The 15,518-nt window shown below is 73.3% G+C and carries 15 protein-coding genes; 9 read left to right on the top strand and 6 right to left on the bottom strand.

What is annotated here, in order from left to right; genetic code table 11:
- Positions 1-101 precede the first annotated feature (101 nt).
- From BIV01_RS06980 to BIV01_RS06965, 4 genes are all read left to right on the top strand, one after another.
- Positions 102-680, top strand: coding sequence for a PadR family transcriptional regulator (locus BIV01_RS06980; protein ID WP_070417543.1), 579 nt, complete (start codon positions 102-104; stop codon positions 678-680).
- A complete protein-coding gene (locus tag BIV01_RS06975) occupies positions 677-1,408 on the top strand; it encodes an ABC transporter ATP-binding protein (protein WP_071302336.1) in 732 nt (243 codons plus the stop codon). Before BIV01_RS06980 ends, BIV01_RS06975 begins: the two co-directional genes overlap by 4 nt.
- The gene (locus BIV01_RS06970) at positions 1,405-4,242 is read left to right on the top strand and encodes an FtsX-like permease family protein (protein WP_071302335.1); all 2,838 of its coding nucleotides are present in this window, start codon (positions 1,405-1,407) and stop codon (positions 4,240-4,242) included. Before BIV01_RS06975 ends, BIV01_RS06970 begins: the two co-directional genes overlap by 4 nt.
- A gap of 131 nt (positions 4,243-4,373) precedes the next feature.
- Entirely contained in the window at positions 4,374-5,171 is a 798-nt protein-coding gene (locus BIV01_RS06965) for an SGNH/GDSL hydrolase family protein (RefSeq protein ID WP_070417540.1), read from the top strand.
- Positions 5,172-5,297: 126 nt separating this feature from the next.
- Here the strand turns inward: BIV01_RS06965 and BIV01_RS06960 are convergent, their stop codons facing one another.
- Together BIV01_RS06960 and BIV01_RS06955 are read right to left on the bottom strand one after the other, a co-directional pair.
- Positions 5,298-5,963, bottom strand: a complete 666-nt coding sequence (locus tag BIV01_RS06960; protein WP_070417539.1) for an SDR family NAD(P)-dependent oxidoreductase — start codon at positions 5,961-5,963, stop codon at positions 5,298-5,300.
- Positions 5,960-7,195, bottom strand: coding sequence for a multidrug effflux MFS transporter (locus BIV01_RS06955; RefSeq protein WP_071302334.1), 1,236 nt, complete (start codon positions 7,193-7,195; stop codon positions 5,960-5,962). The genes BIV01_RS06960 and BIV01_RS06955 overlap by 4 nt, the downstream gene beginning before the upstream one ends.
- A gap of 130 nt (positions 7,196-7,325) precedes the next feature.
- Between BIV01_RS06955 and BIV01_RS06950 the strand changes: the two genes are divergently transcribed.
- Both BIV01_RS06950 and BIV01_RS06945 read left to right on the top strand, forming a co-directional pair.
- Complete coding sequence (locus BIV01_RS06950) at positions 7,326-8,477, top strand: PQQ-dependent sugar dehydrogenase (RefSeq protein WP_071302333.1); 1,152 nt, start codon at positions 7,326-7,328, stop codon at positions 8,475-8,477.
- Positions 8,478-8,559: 82 nt separating this feature from the next.
- Complete coding sequence (locus BIV01_RS06945; protein WP_070417537.1) at positions 8,560-9,438, top strand: helix-turn-helix transcriptional regulator; 879 nt, start codon at positions 8,560-8,562, stop codon at positions 9,436-9,438.
- Positions 9,439-9,516: 78 nt separating this feature from the next.
- On the opposite strand, the gene BIV01_RS06940 is transcribed toward BIV01_RS06945, so the two are convergent.
- On the bottom strand, positions 9,517-10,401 hold the full coding sequence (locus BIV01_RS06940) for an aldo/keto reductase (protein ID WP_071302332.1): 885 nt from the start codon (positions 10,399-10,401) through the stop codon (positions 9,517-9,519).
- A gap of 87 nt (positions 10,402-10,488) precedes the next feature.
- Here BIV01_RS06940 and BIV01_RS06935 point away from each other — a divergent pair, with 87 nt between their 5' ends.
- From BIV01_RS06935 to BIV01_RS06925, 3 genes are read left to right on the top strand one after another with little or no spacing between them, the layout of a single operon-like run.
- Entirely contained in the window at positions 10,489-11,361 is an 873-nt protein-coding gene (locus tag BIV01_RS06935; RefSeq protein ID WP_071302367.1) for a helix-turn-helix domain-containing protein, read from the top strand.
- A complete protein-coding gene (locus BIV01_RS06930) occupies positions 11,358-11,564 on the top strand; it encodes a hypothetical protein (protein WP_070417535.1) in 207 nt (68 codons plus the stop codon). Before BIV01_RS06935 ends, BIV01_RS06930 begins: the two co-directional genes overlap by 4 nt.
- Entirely contained in the window at positions 11,561-12,751 is a 1,191-nt protein-coding gene (locus BIV01_RS06925; RefSeq protein WP_254791790.1) for an MFS transporter, read from the top strand. The genes BIV01_RS06930 and BIV01_RS06925 overlap by 4 nt, the downstream gene beginning before the upstream one ends.
- A gap of 2 nt (positions 12,752-12,753) precedes the next feature.
- Here BIV01_RS06925 and BIV01_RS06920 read toward each other — a convergent pair whose 3' ends face one another.
- The 3 genes from BIV01_RS06920 to BIV01_RS06910 form a co-directional block, all read right to left on the bottom strand.
- A complete protein-coding gene (locus BIV01_RS06920) occupies positions 12,754-13,725 on the bottom strand; it encodes an NAD-dependent epimerase/dehydratase family protein (RefSeq protein WP_071302366.1) in 972 nt (323 codons plus the stop codon).
- 102 nt (positions 13,726-13,827) lie between these two features.
- A complete protein-coding gene (locus tag BIV01_RS06915; RefSeq protein ID WP_071302331.1) occupies positions 13,828-15,000 on the bottom strand; it encodes an FAD-dependent monooxygenase in 1,173 nt (390 codons plus the stop codon).
- Entirely contained in the window at positions 14,997-15,485 is a 489-nt protein-coding gene (locus tag BIV01_RS06910; RefSeq protein WP_070417531.1) for a DUF4126 family protein, read from the bottom strand. Before BIV01_RS06910 ends, BIV01_RS06915 begins: the two co-directional genes overlap by 4 nt.
- Positions 15,486-15,518 lie beyond the last annotated feature (33 nt).

Genomic DNA, 15,518 nt, shown 5'->3' with positions numbered 1-15,518 from the left:
AGCTGGCACCGCGCCTCCAGTACTTCTCGGGGTTGCGCTCGCATACGCGGTATGTGCATACTCGGTATGTCCAAGGCGGACGGAACGAGGGGGAAGACGTCATGAGCGTACGGATGGGCGTACTCGCACTGCTGGTGGCCGGGCCCGGCTACGGGTACCAGCTCCGGGGGGAGTTCGAGCACCGGACCGGGGGCAGCTGGCCGCTGAACATCGGCCAGGTCTACACGACGCTCGACCGCCTGGAACGCGACGGCCTCGTGGCCCGCGGTGACGCCGACGACGACGGACACGTCGTCTACACGGCGACCGACGCGGGTCACGAGGAGGTCGCACGCTGGTTCAGCGAGCCGGTCCCGCCGAAGCGCGGTCGTGACGAGCTCGCGATCAAGTTCGCCCTGGCGGTGACGGTGCCCGGCGTCGACGTGCCGCGCCTCGTGCAGGTCCAGCGCGCCGCCGCCGTGCGGAACCTGCAGGACCTGACCCGGCTGAAGCGCTCCTCGGACCCGGCGGACGACCTGGCCTGGTCGCTCGTGCTCGAGTCGATGCTCTTCCAGGCCGAGGCCGACGTCCGCTGGCTCGACCACGTGGAGTCGAGCGTCGCGCGCTACCGACCGTCCCCGACACCGGACTCGACGGCCGCTGCCGAGTCTTCCGACGCCACCGTGCGGAGCGCCCGGTGAACGCCGTCGCCGCGCTCCTCGAGCTCGACGCCGTGAGCGTGCAGTACGGCTCCGGCGCGAAGGCCGTCACCGCCCTCGCCGGCATCGACCTGCGCATCGCCCGCGGTGAGATGGTCGCCGTGATGGGGACCTCGGGCTCGGGCAAGTCGACACTGCTCGCCTGCGCGGGCACGCTCCTGCCGCCGACCAGCGGCGAGGTCGTCATCGACGGCGACTTCGTGTCCGACCGGCCGGCCAAGGACCTCGCCGCCCTGCGTCGGCGTCTCGTCGGGTTCGTGTTCCAGGACTTCAACCTCATCCCCTCGCTGACCGCGGTCGAGAACGTGGCGCTGCCGCTCGAGCTCGACGGCTGGAAGGCGAGCCGTGCCCGGCGCGCAGCCGAACTCGCGCTCGAGAACGTCGAGCTCGGGCACCGCGCCGACGCCTTCCCGGACGACCTGTCCGGTGGCCAGCAGCAGCGGGTCGCGATCGCGCGCGGGGTCGTCGGCGAGCGCCGGCTGGTCCTCGCCGACGAGCCGACCGGTGCCCTCGACTCGCAGACCGGCGAGGTCGTGCTCCGCATGCTGCGCCGGCACGTCGACTCCGGGGCGGGCGCGCTGCTCGTGACCCACGATGCCCGGCACGCGGCCTGGGCGGACCGGATCGTGTTCCTCCGCGACGGCCGCGTCGTGGACGAGACCGTGTACTCGGGCGTCGAGATGGCGCTCACGGACCGGACCGCCTCGTGAACGCGCGTCGGCGACGTGCCGACGCCGGAGCCCGCTCGGGGCGTGACCGCCGCACGCCCTTCGCGCTGCGACCGGCGCTCCGGCTGGGCCGCCGGCTGGCGTTCGCGAAGGCCGGGCGGGCGGCGCTGATCGTCGCCCTCATCGGCATCCCGACCGCCGGGTTCGCCGCGGTGTCGGTCGTCGTGCAGTCGACGCAGCCGACCCAGGCGGAGAGCCTGCGGTACGACCTCGGGCACGCGGCAGCGCAGATGCAGGTCGTCGGCCCGGACCTCCCGGGCATGCGGCAGGACCCCGTGCAGTGGCAGTACACCGAGTCCGCGAAGGACAGCCCGGTCGCGAAGTCCGACGGCGAGGCCCGGTTCGCCGACGTCCTCGACCACGTGCCCGCCGGTGCCGTGTCGATCCCGGTCACCTCGGCGCAGATCGTGCTGACCGGGCCGAAGGGGCCGATCGGGATCCAGGCGGTCGAGGGAGCGGTCTGGTCGCGGGTCCTCGACGGGCACTGGCACGTGCTCGACGGCGCCGCACCGACCAGCCGTGACGAGCTCATGGTCACCCCGGCGACGCTCGAGCGACTCGGCGCGTCGATCGGCGACACGGTCGACCTGACCGACCCGGTGACGAAGCGCTTCACGATCACGGGCACCATGCGCGACGCCGCGTCCGACCCGGGCGCGCAGGGCGTCTTCGTGCCGTGGGGCACCACACAGCCGACGACCGGCACGGCCGCGGCGCCGTTCGACGTCACCGTGTACCTGGCCTCGGACGCCCCGACGTGGTCGGAGATCCGCGCGCTCAACGCCCACGGGATCACGGTGCAGTCGCGTCCCGTCGTGCTCGACCCGCCCGACGAGCGGTTGCACGGCGCCGGGCTCAGCAGCCCGATCGGCTGGTTCCTCGGGGCGATGGCGCTGCTCGGCGTCTTCGCGATGTTCGAGGTGGCCCTGCTCGCCGGTGCCGCGTTCCTCGTCGGGACCCGGGCGGACACCCGCTCGTACGCGATCGTCACGAGCGTCGGCGGGGACCGACGCTTCGTCCGGTCGATCGTCGCCGGTTCCGGGCTGGTGCTCGGGCTCACCGGCGCCGTCCTCGGGGTCGCGCTCGGCACCGGGGTCGGCGTGCTCGCGTTCCACCTGGCCGACAACGGCAACGTGGGCTCGTGGCCCGGGCTGCACGTCCCGGTCGGCCTGGTCCTGTCGATCGGTGCCGCCGCCGTCCTCGCCGGGCTCGTGTCGGCGCTCGTCGCGGCCCGTGCGGCCACGCGGGTGAACGTCCTCGCCGCACTGCGCGGCTCGCTCCGGCCCGCGGCGGTGAACCCGCGCGCCGAGCGCCGCCGCCGGATCTGGGCACCGGTGCTCGTCGTCGCGGGCACCGTGATGACCCTGGCGTGCGGTGCCGGCGTGCTGCTGCTCAACGACCGCCCGGTGCAGCAGGACCACCTCGCCTGGATCGTCGGCGCCGGCGTCGCGATCGGCCCGTGCCTCATGCAGCTCGGGGTCGCGATGTCGTCGCCGTGGCTGCTCGCCCTCGTCTCCAGGACCGCGACGCGGCTCGGGCTCTCCGCCCGCATCGCCGCCCGCGACGCCCGGCGCAACCCGGTGCGGACCGTGCCGGTGCTCGCGAGCGTGATGAGCGTCGTGTTCGTGGCCTCGGTGGCGATCACGTGGAGTGCGTCCGAGCACGCGCAGTTCGTCCGCGACTACGAGTACCGCACCGCCGTGGGCGTCGCGACGGCCGACGTCTGGCTCTCGAACGAGGACGGCAGCGACGGCGGCTACGACGCCTCCGTCACGGCGAAGGCGGCGAAGATCGTCTCCGGTGTCCTCGACCACGACCGGGTGCGTGTGCTCGGCGTCGCGCCCGACGTCGCCGGCGACCAGCCGTCGACGCTCTCGCTCCTGCACTCGTGGGGGCGGACGGACTGCCGCGCGAACGACACCACGTCGTGCTCGCGCTACCTGGAGTCGCAGGACACCTCCGCGCCGAAGATCTGGACCGGCACGGTGGACGACTACGCCGTCCTCACCGGACACCGTCCGTCTGCCGAGGTCCGCGACGCGCTCACCTCGGGCCGCGCCGTCGCCCTGTGGCCGGAGTACGCGCACGACGGCCAGGTCCGGATCGACGCGTTCCGCGACCAGACGTCGAACAGCCCCGCGATCACGGCCAAGACCCGTCCGGACGCCACGACGACGATCCCCGCGGTGCTCGACGTGCAGACCCCCCGCATCCAGGTCGGCGTCTTCATGACCCGCGAGACCGCCGAGCGGTACCGGGTCCCGGCGGTGGACGGCATGCTCGTCACGGAGCAGTCCGCGGACCTGACCCCGGCACAGTCCGACGAGCTGACCTCGGCGTGGCAGAGCCTCGGCGGCGCGGACCGCGAACGGTGGGGCGGCCCGTACTTCCAGTACGAGGCCGGTCCGGTCGACGCGCAGGGCATCGTCAAGGCGATCGTCCTCGCCCTCGCCGCGGCGGTGACGATCGGCGCGACCGCCGTCGCCATCGGGCTGGCCCGCTCGGACGGCCGACGCGACGACGAGGTCCTCGACGCGGTCGGTGCGGCACCCGTGCTCCGTCGCCGGGTGTCCGCGTGGCAGGCCGCGATCCTGACGACCGTCGGTGCGGTGATCGGCACGCTGCTCGGGCTGCTGCCCATCCGGGCGCTCACCCTCCGCTTCTCGGCGGGACCAGCCGGCACCACGCACCTGCCGTTCGTGGCGGACTGGCCCGTGCTCGCCCTCCTCGGGCTCGGGCTGCCGCTGCTCGTCACCGCGGGGACCTGGGTCTTCGCGGGCCGCCGCCACCGCGTGGCACTGCGACGCACACCGTGACCGGACGCGGCGGGTCCCGGACCCGACCAGGGCGGCCGGCTGGGAACGGCCGCGAAGACCCACAGCCAGCGGCGCGGTTCCCCAGGTCTGGGGACTGGTACGGCAGGCCGATCCGGGGGATACCTGATGTCGTGTCCCGCACCCGTCGTCTCGCCCTCGTCGCGAGCATCGTCACCGCCGCCTGCCTCGTCGCCGGCGGATCCCTCGTCGTCGGCACGGCCGTCGTGTCGGCGAGCACCGCCGCAGCCGAGCGCGCACCGTCCGTGGGTCGCGCCTCCGCCGCGCCGGTCGAACGTGCGGACACCCGAGCCGCAGCCGGCGGAACAGCTGTCCGTGCCGCCACACCGGACGACGCCGTGACCGGGGCGCTCGGCTCCGGCGACCGGTCCGGCGCGGTCACCTTCGCGTACGCGGGCGACTCCATCACGGCACGGCCGGACTCCTGGCTCCACGACCTCGTGCCGGACACTCGGTTCCACGCCGTCGGCGGCTACGCGCACAGCGGCTACCGGTCCGACGAGGTCCTCCACGAGATCGGCCCCGTGCCGGACGCGGACGTCCTCGTCGTCGAGCTCGGCACGAACGACGTGAACCAGGCGATCCCGACCGCGACGACGATCGCGAACGTGGACGCCGTCGTCCGGAAGGTCGGTGCGCGGCACGTCCTCGTCGTCTCCGGCCCGCCGTCGAACTGGACCTGGAGCCAGTGGGGCGCCGACCGCCGCGCGGGACAGCTCGTCCTCAGCCGGGCGCTGGAGCGCGACGCGGCGGAGCACGGCTGGTCGTACGTCGACCCGTTCGCCGGGTTCCGGCAGGCGGACGGGGCCTGGGTCCGGGGCGCGTCGGCGGACGGCATCCACGGCGACGCGGCGACGAACGTCGTCGTCGCGCGCGTGATGGCGACGGCGATCACGCGAGCCGCGCGCTGATCGAGACGCGACCAGGGTCGGACGGGAGGGGCGGGCCCGCCCTCCTCCCTCGCAGGCTCGGTCGGCGCGCCCCGCACAACGCTTCGCGTTGCCGCTGAGCGGGGCGCGCTCCCGTCCGTCAGTGGGTCACTCGGGCAGCGGCTCGGCGTACGTCCGGAACGCACCGCGCTCGGTGTGGATCGCCCACAGGCGGTCCGCGATCGACGCACCGGAGTGCTCGGGCTGCCCGTCGTCGATGCCGAACGGGATGATGAGCTGGCCGACGTGGACGTCCTCGTCACGGACGGCGTCGTGCAGCAGCTGCGCGTAGGCGCTCTCGCCCGCGAACGCCACGGACGTGCCGGTGACCCGAGCACCCGGGCGCACCGCGCTCCCGCCGTTCACGAACAGGATGGTGCCGTGCCCGATCGCGCGCATGCCGGGCAGCACCTGGCGGACGGCGTTGACCGAGCCGTAGACCGAGAACTCGATCGGGCCGACCAGGTCCTCCGCCGTGGTCTCGAGCACCGGGCGCATGTACTCCTTGGCGGGCAGCGGGCTGTACTGCAGCACCTCGATCGGCCCGAGCTGCTCGGTCGCACGCTCGAGGGCGCCGCGGAGGGAGTCCCCGTCGCGGACGTTCGCGGCGAAGCCGGCGGCGGTGTACCCGTGCTCCCGGAGGCCGGCGGCGAGGGAGTCCAGGCGGTCCTGGTTGCGGGAGAGCAGGGCGATCGAGAAGCCCTCGCGGGCGAAGCGCTCGGCGACGGCGAGGCCGAGGCCCTTGCCGGCTCCGACGATGGCGATGGTGGTCATGAGGTGGTCCTTCCGGTGGTGTGGGGTCGTGCGAGGACGAGCAGTCCCCAGAGCGACACGAGCGCGCCACCGAGGACGAGGACGGCCATCGGGACGGCGGTGTCCGAGCCGCCGAGTCCCGCGATCGGAGCGGTCACGCCGGCCGTCGTCCACTGAACCAGACCGAGCACGGCTGAGCTCGTCCCGGGGTGTGCGGGGACGGCGGACGATGCGAGGGCCCCACCGTTCGTGACGACCAGCCCGTTGCCGATCATGAGCACGAAGAAGCCGATCAGGGCCACGATCAGCGGCATCCCGAACCAGATCGCGCCGATGAGCATGCCTGCGCCGGAGACGCCCATGCAGGCCTGCCCGACGAGGATGATGCGTCTCGTGGACACCCGGCCGGCGAGTCGGGCGGCCACGAGGGACGCGATCGTCATCGCTCCCGCGTTCGCCGCGAAGTCGATCGCGTACGCCGTCGGCGACAGTCCGTTCATGGTCTGCAGCACGAACGGCGAGGTCGCGACGTACGCGAACACCCCGACGAACGCAGCACACGCGGTGACGACGTAGCCGACGAACCGTCGATCGCCGAGGACCTGCCGCGCCGCGAGCCGGAACGTGCGCAGGCCGCCGGCGTGCCGTCGGTCCCGTGGGAGGGACTCGGGGACGACGACGGCCGCGGTCACGCACATGAGCACCCCGAGGCCGGCGAGGACCCAGAACGTGGTCCGCCAGTCACCGAACCCCAGGATCGCGGCGCCGAACAGCGGCCCGAGCACCGGTGCGATCCCGCCGATGCCCATCACGACGTTGAGGACGCGGACGAGCTGGGCGCCGTGGGCGAGGTCGACGACCACCGACCGGGCGATCACCATCACCCACCCGCCCGCGAACCCCTGCACGAGGCGCGCCGCCGTGAGAACGCCGATCGACGGGGCGAGCGCGCACACGACCGAGGCTGCGACGACGAGCAGCGTGCCGGCGAGCAGCGGCAGGCGGCGCCCGCGCTGGTCGGAGAACGGTCCGCCGACGAGCTGCCCGAGGCCCATGCCCGCGAAGAACGTCGTGAGGGTCAGCTGCACGGCGGAGGCGCTCGTGCGGAACTCGGCCTCGACGGTCGGGAACGCGGTGACGTACATGTCGGTCGCGAGCGGCGCGACCGCGGTGAGGAACACGACGGCGGCGACGAGGGCCGTGGGCACGGCGCGGGCGGTCGGGGGAGCGGGCGGGGTCACGGTGGCGGGCACGGTCCCATCGAACGGCTGGTCGGTGCGCTGGTGGGAGTCCCTGCCGACAGGGGTTCCACCGCAACCCCCGTCACCCAGGGGATTCCCGACCGCCGCGTGTGCAATCGACCCACGACCCGGGAGGACCACCGTGCACACCACCGCTCGCACCCGCCGCACCCTGTCCGCCCTCGGCGCGTTCGCCGCCGCGGCCCTCGTCCTCGCGGCCTGCACCGACGACGACGCCCGCACGCTCGAGGGTCGGGCGACCGCCACGAGCAGCCCCTCCTCGAGCGCCACCACCCCCGCGGCGAGCGCCGCCGGACAGCTCGAGCCCGGGGGCGAGACGACCGACATCGCCACCGGACTGGACGCCCCGTGGTCGGTGGTCCGCACCGGTGACGGCGGCGACGCCCTGATCAGCGAGCGGGACTCGGCGACGGTGCTCGAACTGACCGGCGCCGGGAAGACGCGCGAGGTCGGCACGATCGCGGGCGTCCGGCACGGCGGTGAGGGCGGTCTGCTCGGACTCGCGCTGCACGAGGGCGACCTGTTCGTGTACTCGACGGGCGACGACGGCAACCGCATCCAGCGCTACGACCTGTCCGGGAGCGCCGGGTCCTACGCGCTCGGGGACGCCACGACCGTGATCGACGGGCTGCCGTCGAACAGCTTCCACAACGGCGGGCGGATCGCGTTCGGCCCGGACGGCATGCTCTACGCGAGCGTCGGCGACGCCGGTACCGGTTCGGACGCGCAGGACCGGGACTCGCTCGCGGGGAAGATCCTGCGGCTGACCCCGGACGGCCAGGTCCCCGGCGGCAACCCGTTCCCCGGGTCCCCGGTATGGAGCCTCGGCCACCGGAACGTGCAGGGCATGGGGTGGACGGCCGACGGCACGATGTTCGCGTCGGAGTTCGGGCAGGACACCTGGGACGAGCTCAACGTCATCGAGAAGGGCCGGGACTACGGCTGGCCCGAGGTCGAGGGCACCGGCGGCACGAGCAAGGGCTTCGTCGACCCCGTGCAGCAGTGGGCCACCGACGACGCCTCGCCGAGCGGCCTGGCGGTGATCGACGACACGGTGTTCATCGCGAACCTCCAGGGCGAGGTCGTCAGGGCTGTGCCGGCCGACGCCCCCTCGACGTCGACCGAGTACTTCGCGGAGGACTTCGGCCGCATCCGCACGGTGCTCGAGGGTCCCGAGGGTGCCCTGTGGTTCGTCACGAACAACACCGACGGGCGTGGCGACCCGACCGACGGCGACGACCGGATCGTGTCGGTGCCGCTCGCGACGAGCTGAGCCCGAGCGACGGACCCCGACCAGCACGGGGGTTCCGGCAGCACCTCGCTCGCCCCCGCCCAGCCGAAGTACCGTGACCGGCATGGACCACCGCGACGAAGCCCGCGACTTCCTCTCCGGTCGCCGCGCCCGCATCACACCGGAGCAGGCCGGCGTCGAGACGTTCGGCACCCGCCGCCGCGTCACCGGGCTGCGCCGCGAGGAGGTCGCCCGGCTGGCCGGCGTGAGCATCGACTACTACACCCGGCTCGAGCGCGGGAACCTGCAGGGCGTCTCGGACAGCGTGCTCGACGCCATCGCGGGCGCGCTCCACCTCGACCCGGCCGAGCACGAGCACCTGCGCGACCTCGCCCGCCACCAGAACGCCACGCCCCGCCGTGCCGCCGCGGTCACACCGGTGGCGGCGGTGCGCCCGGAGCTCCAGTACCTGCTCGACGCCATCGCCGACGCCCCCGCGATGATCGTCAACAACCGACAGGACATCGTCGCCGCGAACACGCTCGGCTGGGCGATGCACTCGGACCTCGTCGCGGCGAGCGCACGGCCCTGCAACTTCTCGCGGTTCATCTTCCTCGACCCGCAGGCACGGAACTTCTACCTCGACTGGCAGCGCGCGGCGCACACGAACGTCGCGATCCTCCGGCGCGAGGCCGGGCGGACGCCGAACGACCCCGGGCTCGCGGCGCTGATCGGTGAGCTCTCGATGCGGAGCGACGACTTCCGCGCGCTCTGGGCGGCGCACGACGTCCGGCGGCACTACGCGGGGGTGAAGTCGTTCCGGCACGCGGTGGTCGGTCCGCTCGAGCTGCACTTCCAGACGCTCGAGCTCACCGAGGACCCGGGGCTCGCGCTGACGATCTACCCGGCGACGCCCGGGAGCCCGACGGCGGACGCGCTGCGGCTGCTCGCCTCGTGGGCGGCGACGGAGCGCATCGTGGAGCGTGCGCGCGAGCGCGTCTGACGCGGTGGTCGCGACCGCCTGCGGGACTGGAGGCACGGTGCCGGCCCGCACCGCGCCTCCGGGCCCCACCGGGTCGCGTCAGGCCTCCGGGATCACCCGTTCGAAGCGGCTCGTGTCGGTCCCGTCCGGGTCCGGACCGCCGCGACGACCGGTGTCGAGGGCGTCGAGCGCTGCGAGCTCGTCGTCGGAGAGCACGAAGTCGAACACGTCGAAGTTCTCGGCGATGCGCCCGGGGTTCGTGGACTTCGGGATGGCGTTGCGGCCCTGCTGCACGTGCCACCGGAGCATCACCTGCGCCGGGGTCTTGCCGTGCGCCTCGCCGATGGTCCGGATCGTCGGGTCGTCGAGCACGCTGACCCGCTCGTCGCCCCAGCCCGGGTAGAAGGTGATGCCACCGATCGGCGACCACGCCTGGTCGAGGATGCCGTGCTCGGCGTCGGCGCGCTGCACGTCCGGCTGCGTGAAGTACGGGTGCAGCTCGACCTGGTTGAGCGCCGGGATCACGTCCGTGGCGTCCAGGAGCGACCGGAGGTGGTGCGGCATGAAGTTGCTCACGCCGATCGCGCCGACACGGCCCTCGGCGTACAGCCGCTCGAGCGCCCGGTACGCCGCGATGGTCCGCTCGAAGCGGTCGGGTGCGGGCTGGTGCAGGATCAGGACGTCGACGTGGTCGAAGCCGAGCTTGCCGGTCGCCTTGTCGAACGCGTGCAGGGTCTCGTCGAGGCCGTAGTCGGAGACCCAGATCTTCGTCTCGACGACGATCTCGTCACGGTCGACACCCGAGGCGCGGATGCCCTCGCCGACCTCGCGCTCGTTGCCGTACGCGGCGGCGGTGTCGATGTGGCGGTACCCGGTCTCGAGCGCGGTGCGCACGGCGTCGACCGTCTCGGCCGGCGCGCTCTGGAAGACGCCGAACCCGATCGCGGGGATCACGAGTCCGTTGTTGAGGGTGAGTGTGTCCATGTCCACGACGCTACGACCGCCCGGACCGGCCTGACGGGTACCAGCAGCCCCTGCTCCGACCCGTCGATCGGACCTACCGTGGAGGACATGGACACGAGAGACGAAGTCCGCGACTTCCTCCGCACCCGCCGCGAGCGCGTCACGCCGCAGCAGGTCGGGTTGCCCGACTTCGGCGGCGCGCGACGGGTGAAGGGCCTTCGCCGCGAGGAACTCGCCCTCATCGCGGGCATGAGCGTCGACTACTACATCCGCCTCGAGCGCGGGAACCTCACCGGGGTGTCCGAGAGCGTCCTCGGATCGTTGTCCCGGGCGCTCCGGCTCGACGACGCCGAGCACGCGCACCTGTTCGACCTCGCCCGTGCGCAGAACGCCTCGGCGACGACGCGTCGGAAGACCCCGACGTCGAAGGTCCGGCCGAACGTGCAGCGAGTACTCGACTCGATGACCGCTCCCGCATGGGTGCGGAACGGCCGGTCGGACTTCCTGGCCGGCAACGCCCTCGCCCGTGCGGTCTACGCACCGCTCTTCCTCGACCCGTCCGGTAGCCCGAACACCGCGCGCTTCGCCTTCCTCGACCCCCGTGGTCGCGAGTTCTGGCGCGACTGGGACAGCGTGACCGGGGACATGGTCGCCGTGCTCCGTGCCGAAGCGGCCCGGTCCCCGTACGACCGCGGGCTGACGGACCTCATCGGGGAGCTCTCCACCCGCAGCGAGGAGTTCCGCCAGCGCTGGGCCGCGCACGACGTGATGCGGCACCGGTCCGGCATCAAGCACGTGCACCACCCCGAGGTCGGCGACCTCGACCTGACGTACGAGACGATGGAGCTCGTCACGGACACCGGGCTGACGCTCATCGTCTACGGCGCGGAGCCCGGCTCGCCGTCCGAGGAGCGCCTGCAGCTCCTCGCCAACCTCGCGGCGACCACGGTCGCCGCCGTCCCGGAGACGGAGGACGCATGAGCGAGACCGACTCGATCCGGACCGCCCGCCCCGCGGAGCCGCTGACGTTCCTCGAGCGGGTCCGGTTCCGCCTGCGTGCCGAGCGCGAGATCGAGGAACTCACGCGCGACCGCGCGCGCGAGGACCGCATCCGCGCCGAAGCGGCCGTCCGACTCGCACCGGGGCCGTGGCACCTCGCGGAGCTCTTCCGGCGGCGTCCGTGACCGCCGGTAAGGGGATGACGCCCGCGCGCACGCTGCTGTTCGCGGTGGCCGGGGGCGCGGCCGTCGGCAACCTCTACTGGGCGCAGCCGCTCCTCGACGACATCGCGTCCTCGCTCGGGACGTCCGCCGCGGTCGCCGGGCTGCTCGTCACGCTCACCCAGGTCGGGTACGCGCTGGGCATCCTGCTCGTGGTGCCGCTCGGCGACGTGCTCGACCGACGACGCCTGATCCCCGGGGTGCTCGTCGCGTCCGCGGTCGCGCTGCTGTTCGCCGCCGTGGCCCCGTCGTTCGCCGTGCTGCTGGTGGCGCTCGCGCTCGTCGGCCTCACCACCGTCGCCGGGCAGCTGCTCATCCCGCTGGCCGGGGACCTCGCCGATCCCTCGTCCCGCGGGCGGGTCGTGGGCACGATCGCCTCCGGGGTCCTCACCGGCATCCTCGTGTCGCGGACGGTCAGCGGGCTCGTCGCGGACGCGTTCGGTTGGCGCGCGATCTACGTGGTCGCCGCCGTCGCGGCCCTGCTGTTCGCCGTGCTGCTCCGGCGAGCGATCCCCGAGCTCGACCGGCGCGACCGGGTGCGGTACCCCACGCTCATCGCCTCGGTGTTCCGTGCCGTCGCCGCGCACCGGGCCGTGCGGGTGACCCTCGTCATCAGCTCCGCGATGTTCGCCGTCTTCACGATGTTCTGGACCGCGCTGACGTTCCTGCTCAGCGCCGAGCCGTTCGGGTACTCCACGAGCGCGATCGGGCTCGTCGGTCTGGCCGGGCTCGCCGGGGCGGTCGCCGCGCAGCGGGTCGGTCGGCTGCACGACCGCGGGGTCTCCGTGCCGGTGACCGGTGCGGCGATCGCCGTCGTGCTCGTCTCGCTCGTGGTCGCGGGCCTCGGAGCGCGGTCGATCGTGGTCGTCCTCGTCGCGGTCGTCCTGCTGGACGTCGGTGTGCAAGCGACGAACGTCCTCAACCAGACCCGGCTCTTCGCGATCGACCCGGCGGCGCGCAGCCGACTCAACACCGCGTTCGTCACCGCGAACTTCATCGGCGGGGCGATCGGCTCGGCACTCGCCTCGGTGCTCTGGAACGCCGGCGGGTGGACCGCGGTCACGGTGGGCGGCGCGGTCCTGGTCGGGTTCGCCCTGACGGTCTGGGCGGTCCACCGCCGCCGCGGGCTGGTGGTCACCGCCCGCGCCTGACCTCAGACGACGAGGGGGCGCGCGACGTCCACCTCGCCGTGCTCCACGAGCCAGCGGAACGCGTCGAGGACCGTCGCCTCGGCCGTCCAGGCGGGCTCGTAGCCGAGCAGCCGCCGCGGCTTCTCGGTGCTGAACACCTGGCTGCGCGACAGGTGCTCCCAGCTCGCACCGGCGTGCTCCGGAGCCGTGGTCTCGCGGAACCGGTCCCACGAGACGGGCTCGAGCCGCGCCTCCTGGCCGAACCACGACGCGACCAGGTGCGCGTACCCGCGTGCCGTGAGCGCCGTCGGAGCCGTGACGAAGAAGTCCTCGCCGGCCGCGGCGTCCCGGTGCTCGACCGCGAGCTGGAAGGCCTGCGCGACGTCGTCGGCGTGCACGTGCGCCATCGTCTCGGCACCGAGGCCGGGGACCTCGACGGGCTCGCCGGCGGACAGCTTCGTCCACACCGTCGGGTCGAGGTTGCCGAGCGGACCGATGGGCATCCAGCCCGGTCCGCTGATGTGACCGGGGTGCAACGAGGTCGTCACCAAACCCCCGTCGGCAGTTTCACGCTTGAGCATCCGGGCGATCGCGTCCTTCTGCACGCCGTAGTCGCCGAACGGCTCGGTCGCGTTCTCCTCGGTGACGGGCAGCACGTGCGAGACCCCGGCACGCCAGATCGACCCGCAGTGCACGAGGTGGGTGCCGCTGCCGCGGAGGGCCGTGACGAGGGCCTCGGCGGACGACGGCGTGAAGCAGACGAGGTCGACGACGGCGTCGGCACGCAGTGCGGCGATCCGGTCGCCGAACGTGCCGTCGCGGTCCTCCTGCTCGCGGTCGGCGGTGACCCGTTCGACCTGCTGCCACTCGGGGGAGTCGGCGTACGGGGTGCTGCTGCCACGGGTGACGGTCACGACGTCGTGACCGGCGCGGACGAGACGGGGGACGAGGAACGTGCCGATGTGGCCGGTGGCTCCGATGACGACGATGCGCATGCCGGTCACGCTAGGCGCACGCGACTGGGCGTGGCAGGCCCGGACGGAACCCCTGTGACGGACGGGAGGGACGGTGCGGGCCCGCACCGCGCCTCCCGTCCGTCAGCGGGTCGGCTCCAGGGCCGGGAGCGGCTGGTCCGAGTCCGCCGTGTGCGTCAGTCGCGCCATGAGGGGCGCGACCGGCCGCGAGGTCAGGACGTGGTGCGCGGCGCGGTGCGCCGCGAGTCCGAGCTTCGTCTGCGGGTACGCGAAGTGCTTGATCCCGGACGGCATGGTCTGGATCCGGTCGACGAGCGGCCGCATCCACGCCTCGAAGGCCTTGAATGCCGCGGTGGTGTCGGACGCGTCGGCGAGGGACGCGGCGAGGACGTACCCGCCGGTGAGCGCCAGCGAACTCCCGCCGCCGCCCATCGGTGTCACGCACCAGGCCGCGTCGCCGAGCAGCACGACGGAACCCCGGTGCCAGCTCGGGGCGTGGATCTGGGTGAGGTCGTCGACGTAGACGTCGTCCGAATGCTCGAACCCGTCGAGCACCCGGTCGGTCTGCCATCCGGCGCCGGCGTAGCGGTCGCGCCGGTCGGGGACATCGCCGTCGTCGTTCGTGTACGCGAGCATCGCCCTCGTCGTGCCGTGGTTGTCGGGCCGCAGGTGCACCTGTCGACCCTCGACGGCGTTGTACCAGCGCCAGGTGTCGTCGTCGGACGGGATCCGTGGGATCGTCCCGAACTCCATCGTGATGCCGAGCCGCCGGGGCTCGACGGTGAAGAGCAGGTCGCGGGTGCTCGAGCGGACACCCTCGGCGACGACGAGGAGCTCGGCCTGGAGCGTCGCGCCGCTCCGGGTGCGGACCGTGACGGGTCGTCCGTCCGAGCCGTCCTCGTCCACCGCGACCACGGCGTCGTCGAAGACCAGGCGCACGCGGTCCGGCAGCGCCTGCCGGATCGCGTCCGCGAAGTCGCCGCGCAGGACCTCGAGCTCCGCCGTCGCCCCCTCGCCGGAGTCGTCGTCGGGCAGCCGGACGATGGTGTCCCCCTGCTCGTCGACGATCACCGTGCCGGTCTCGCCCGTGTTGGCCGAGCGGATCGCCTCGGTCAGCCCCATGCGGTCGAGGACCTCGCGGGCGACGCCCCGGACGTCGACGTTCTGACCGCCGGTGCGGAAGCCCGCCGAGCGCTCGAGGACGGTGACGTCCCAGCCCGTCCGGTCCAACCAGTAGGCGGCGGAGAGCCCGGCGATGCTGCCGCCGGTGACGAGGGCCCGACGCGGTGCCGTCACGAGGTGGTGATCACCTTGACGGAGCCGGCGATGGTCGCGGCGTCCTCGGCGAGCGCGACGACCGGGTCGGGGAGGCGCGTCGTGGCGCCGACGAGCTTGCGCGCACCCCAGCCGACGAAGCTGCCGACGATCGCGCCGACGCCGCCGAGGATCGCGCCCTCGATGCGCAGGTCGCGCCTGCCCGTCGTGCCGAGCGCGGCCCCGACGAGCGCTCCGGACGCCACACGCCCGGCGAGGCCGGCGGGGGAGATCCGGTTCGGCGTCCCCGGCAGCTTGTCGCCGATGAGCTCACCGACGGCCGATGCGACGAGGACGCCACGGCCGAGGGGCGTGCTGAAGACCTTCCAGTCCTGCCACGAGCCCTTCAGCGAGGAGCGGTCGTGGTTCAGCGCCATGACGGCGAGCGGGGTGGCGCTCCGGCCGCCGCTGAGGATGCCCAGGACCAGGGTGCGGACCAGGGTGTGCTGCTCGTTCTTCGTGCTCATCGGTGCTCCTGTCGTGTCGGTTCGGAAACTACT

The organism is Curtobacterium sp. MCBA15_013 (assembly GCF_001865095.1).
GTDB lineage: Bacteria > Actinomycetota > Actinomycetes > Actinomycetales > Microbacteriaceae > Curtobacterium.
The sequence above is the reverse complement of the archived record's forward strand: the minus strand, read 5'-3'. Positions and strand labels throughout refer to the sequence as shown.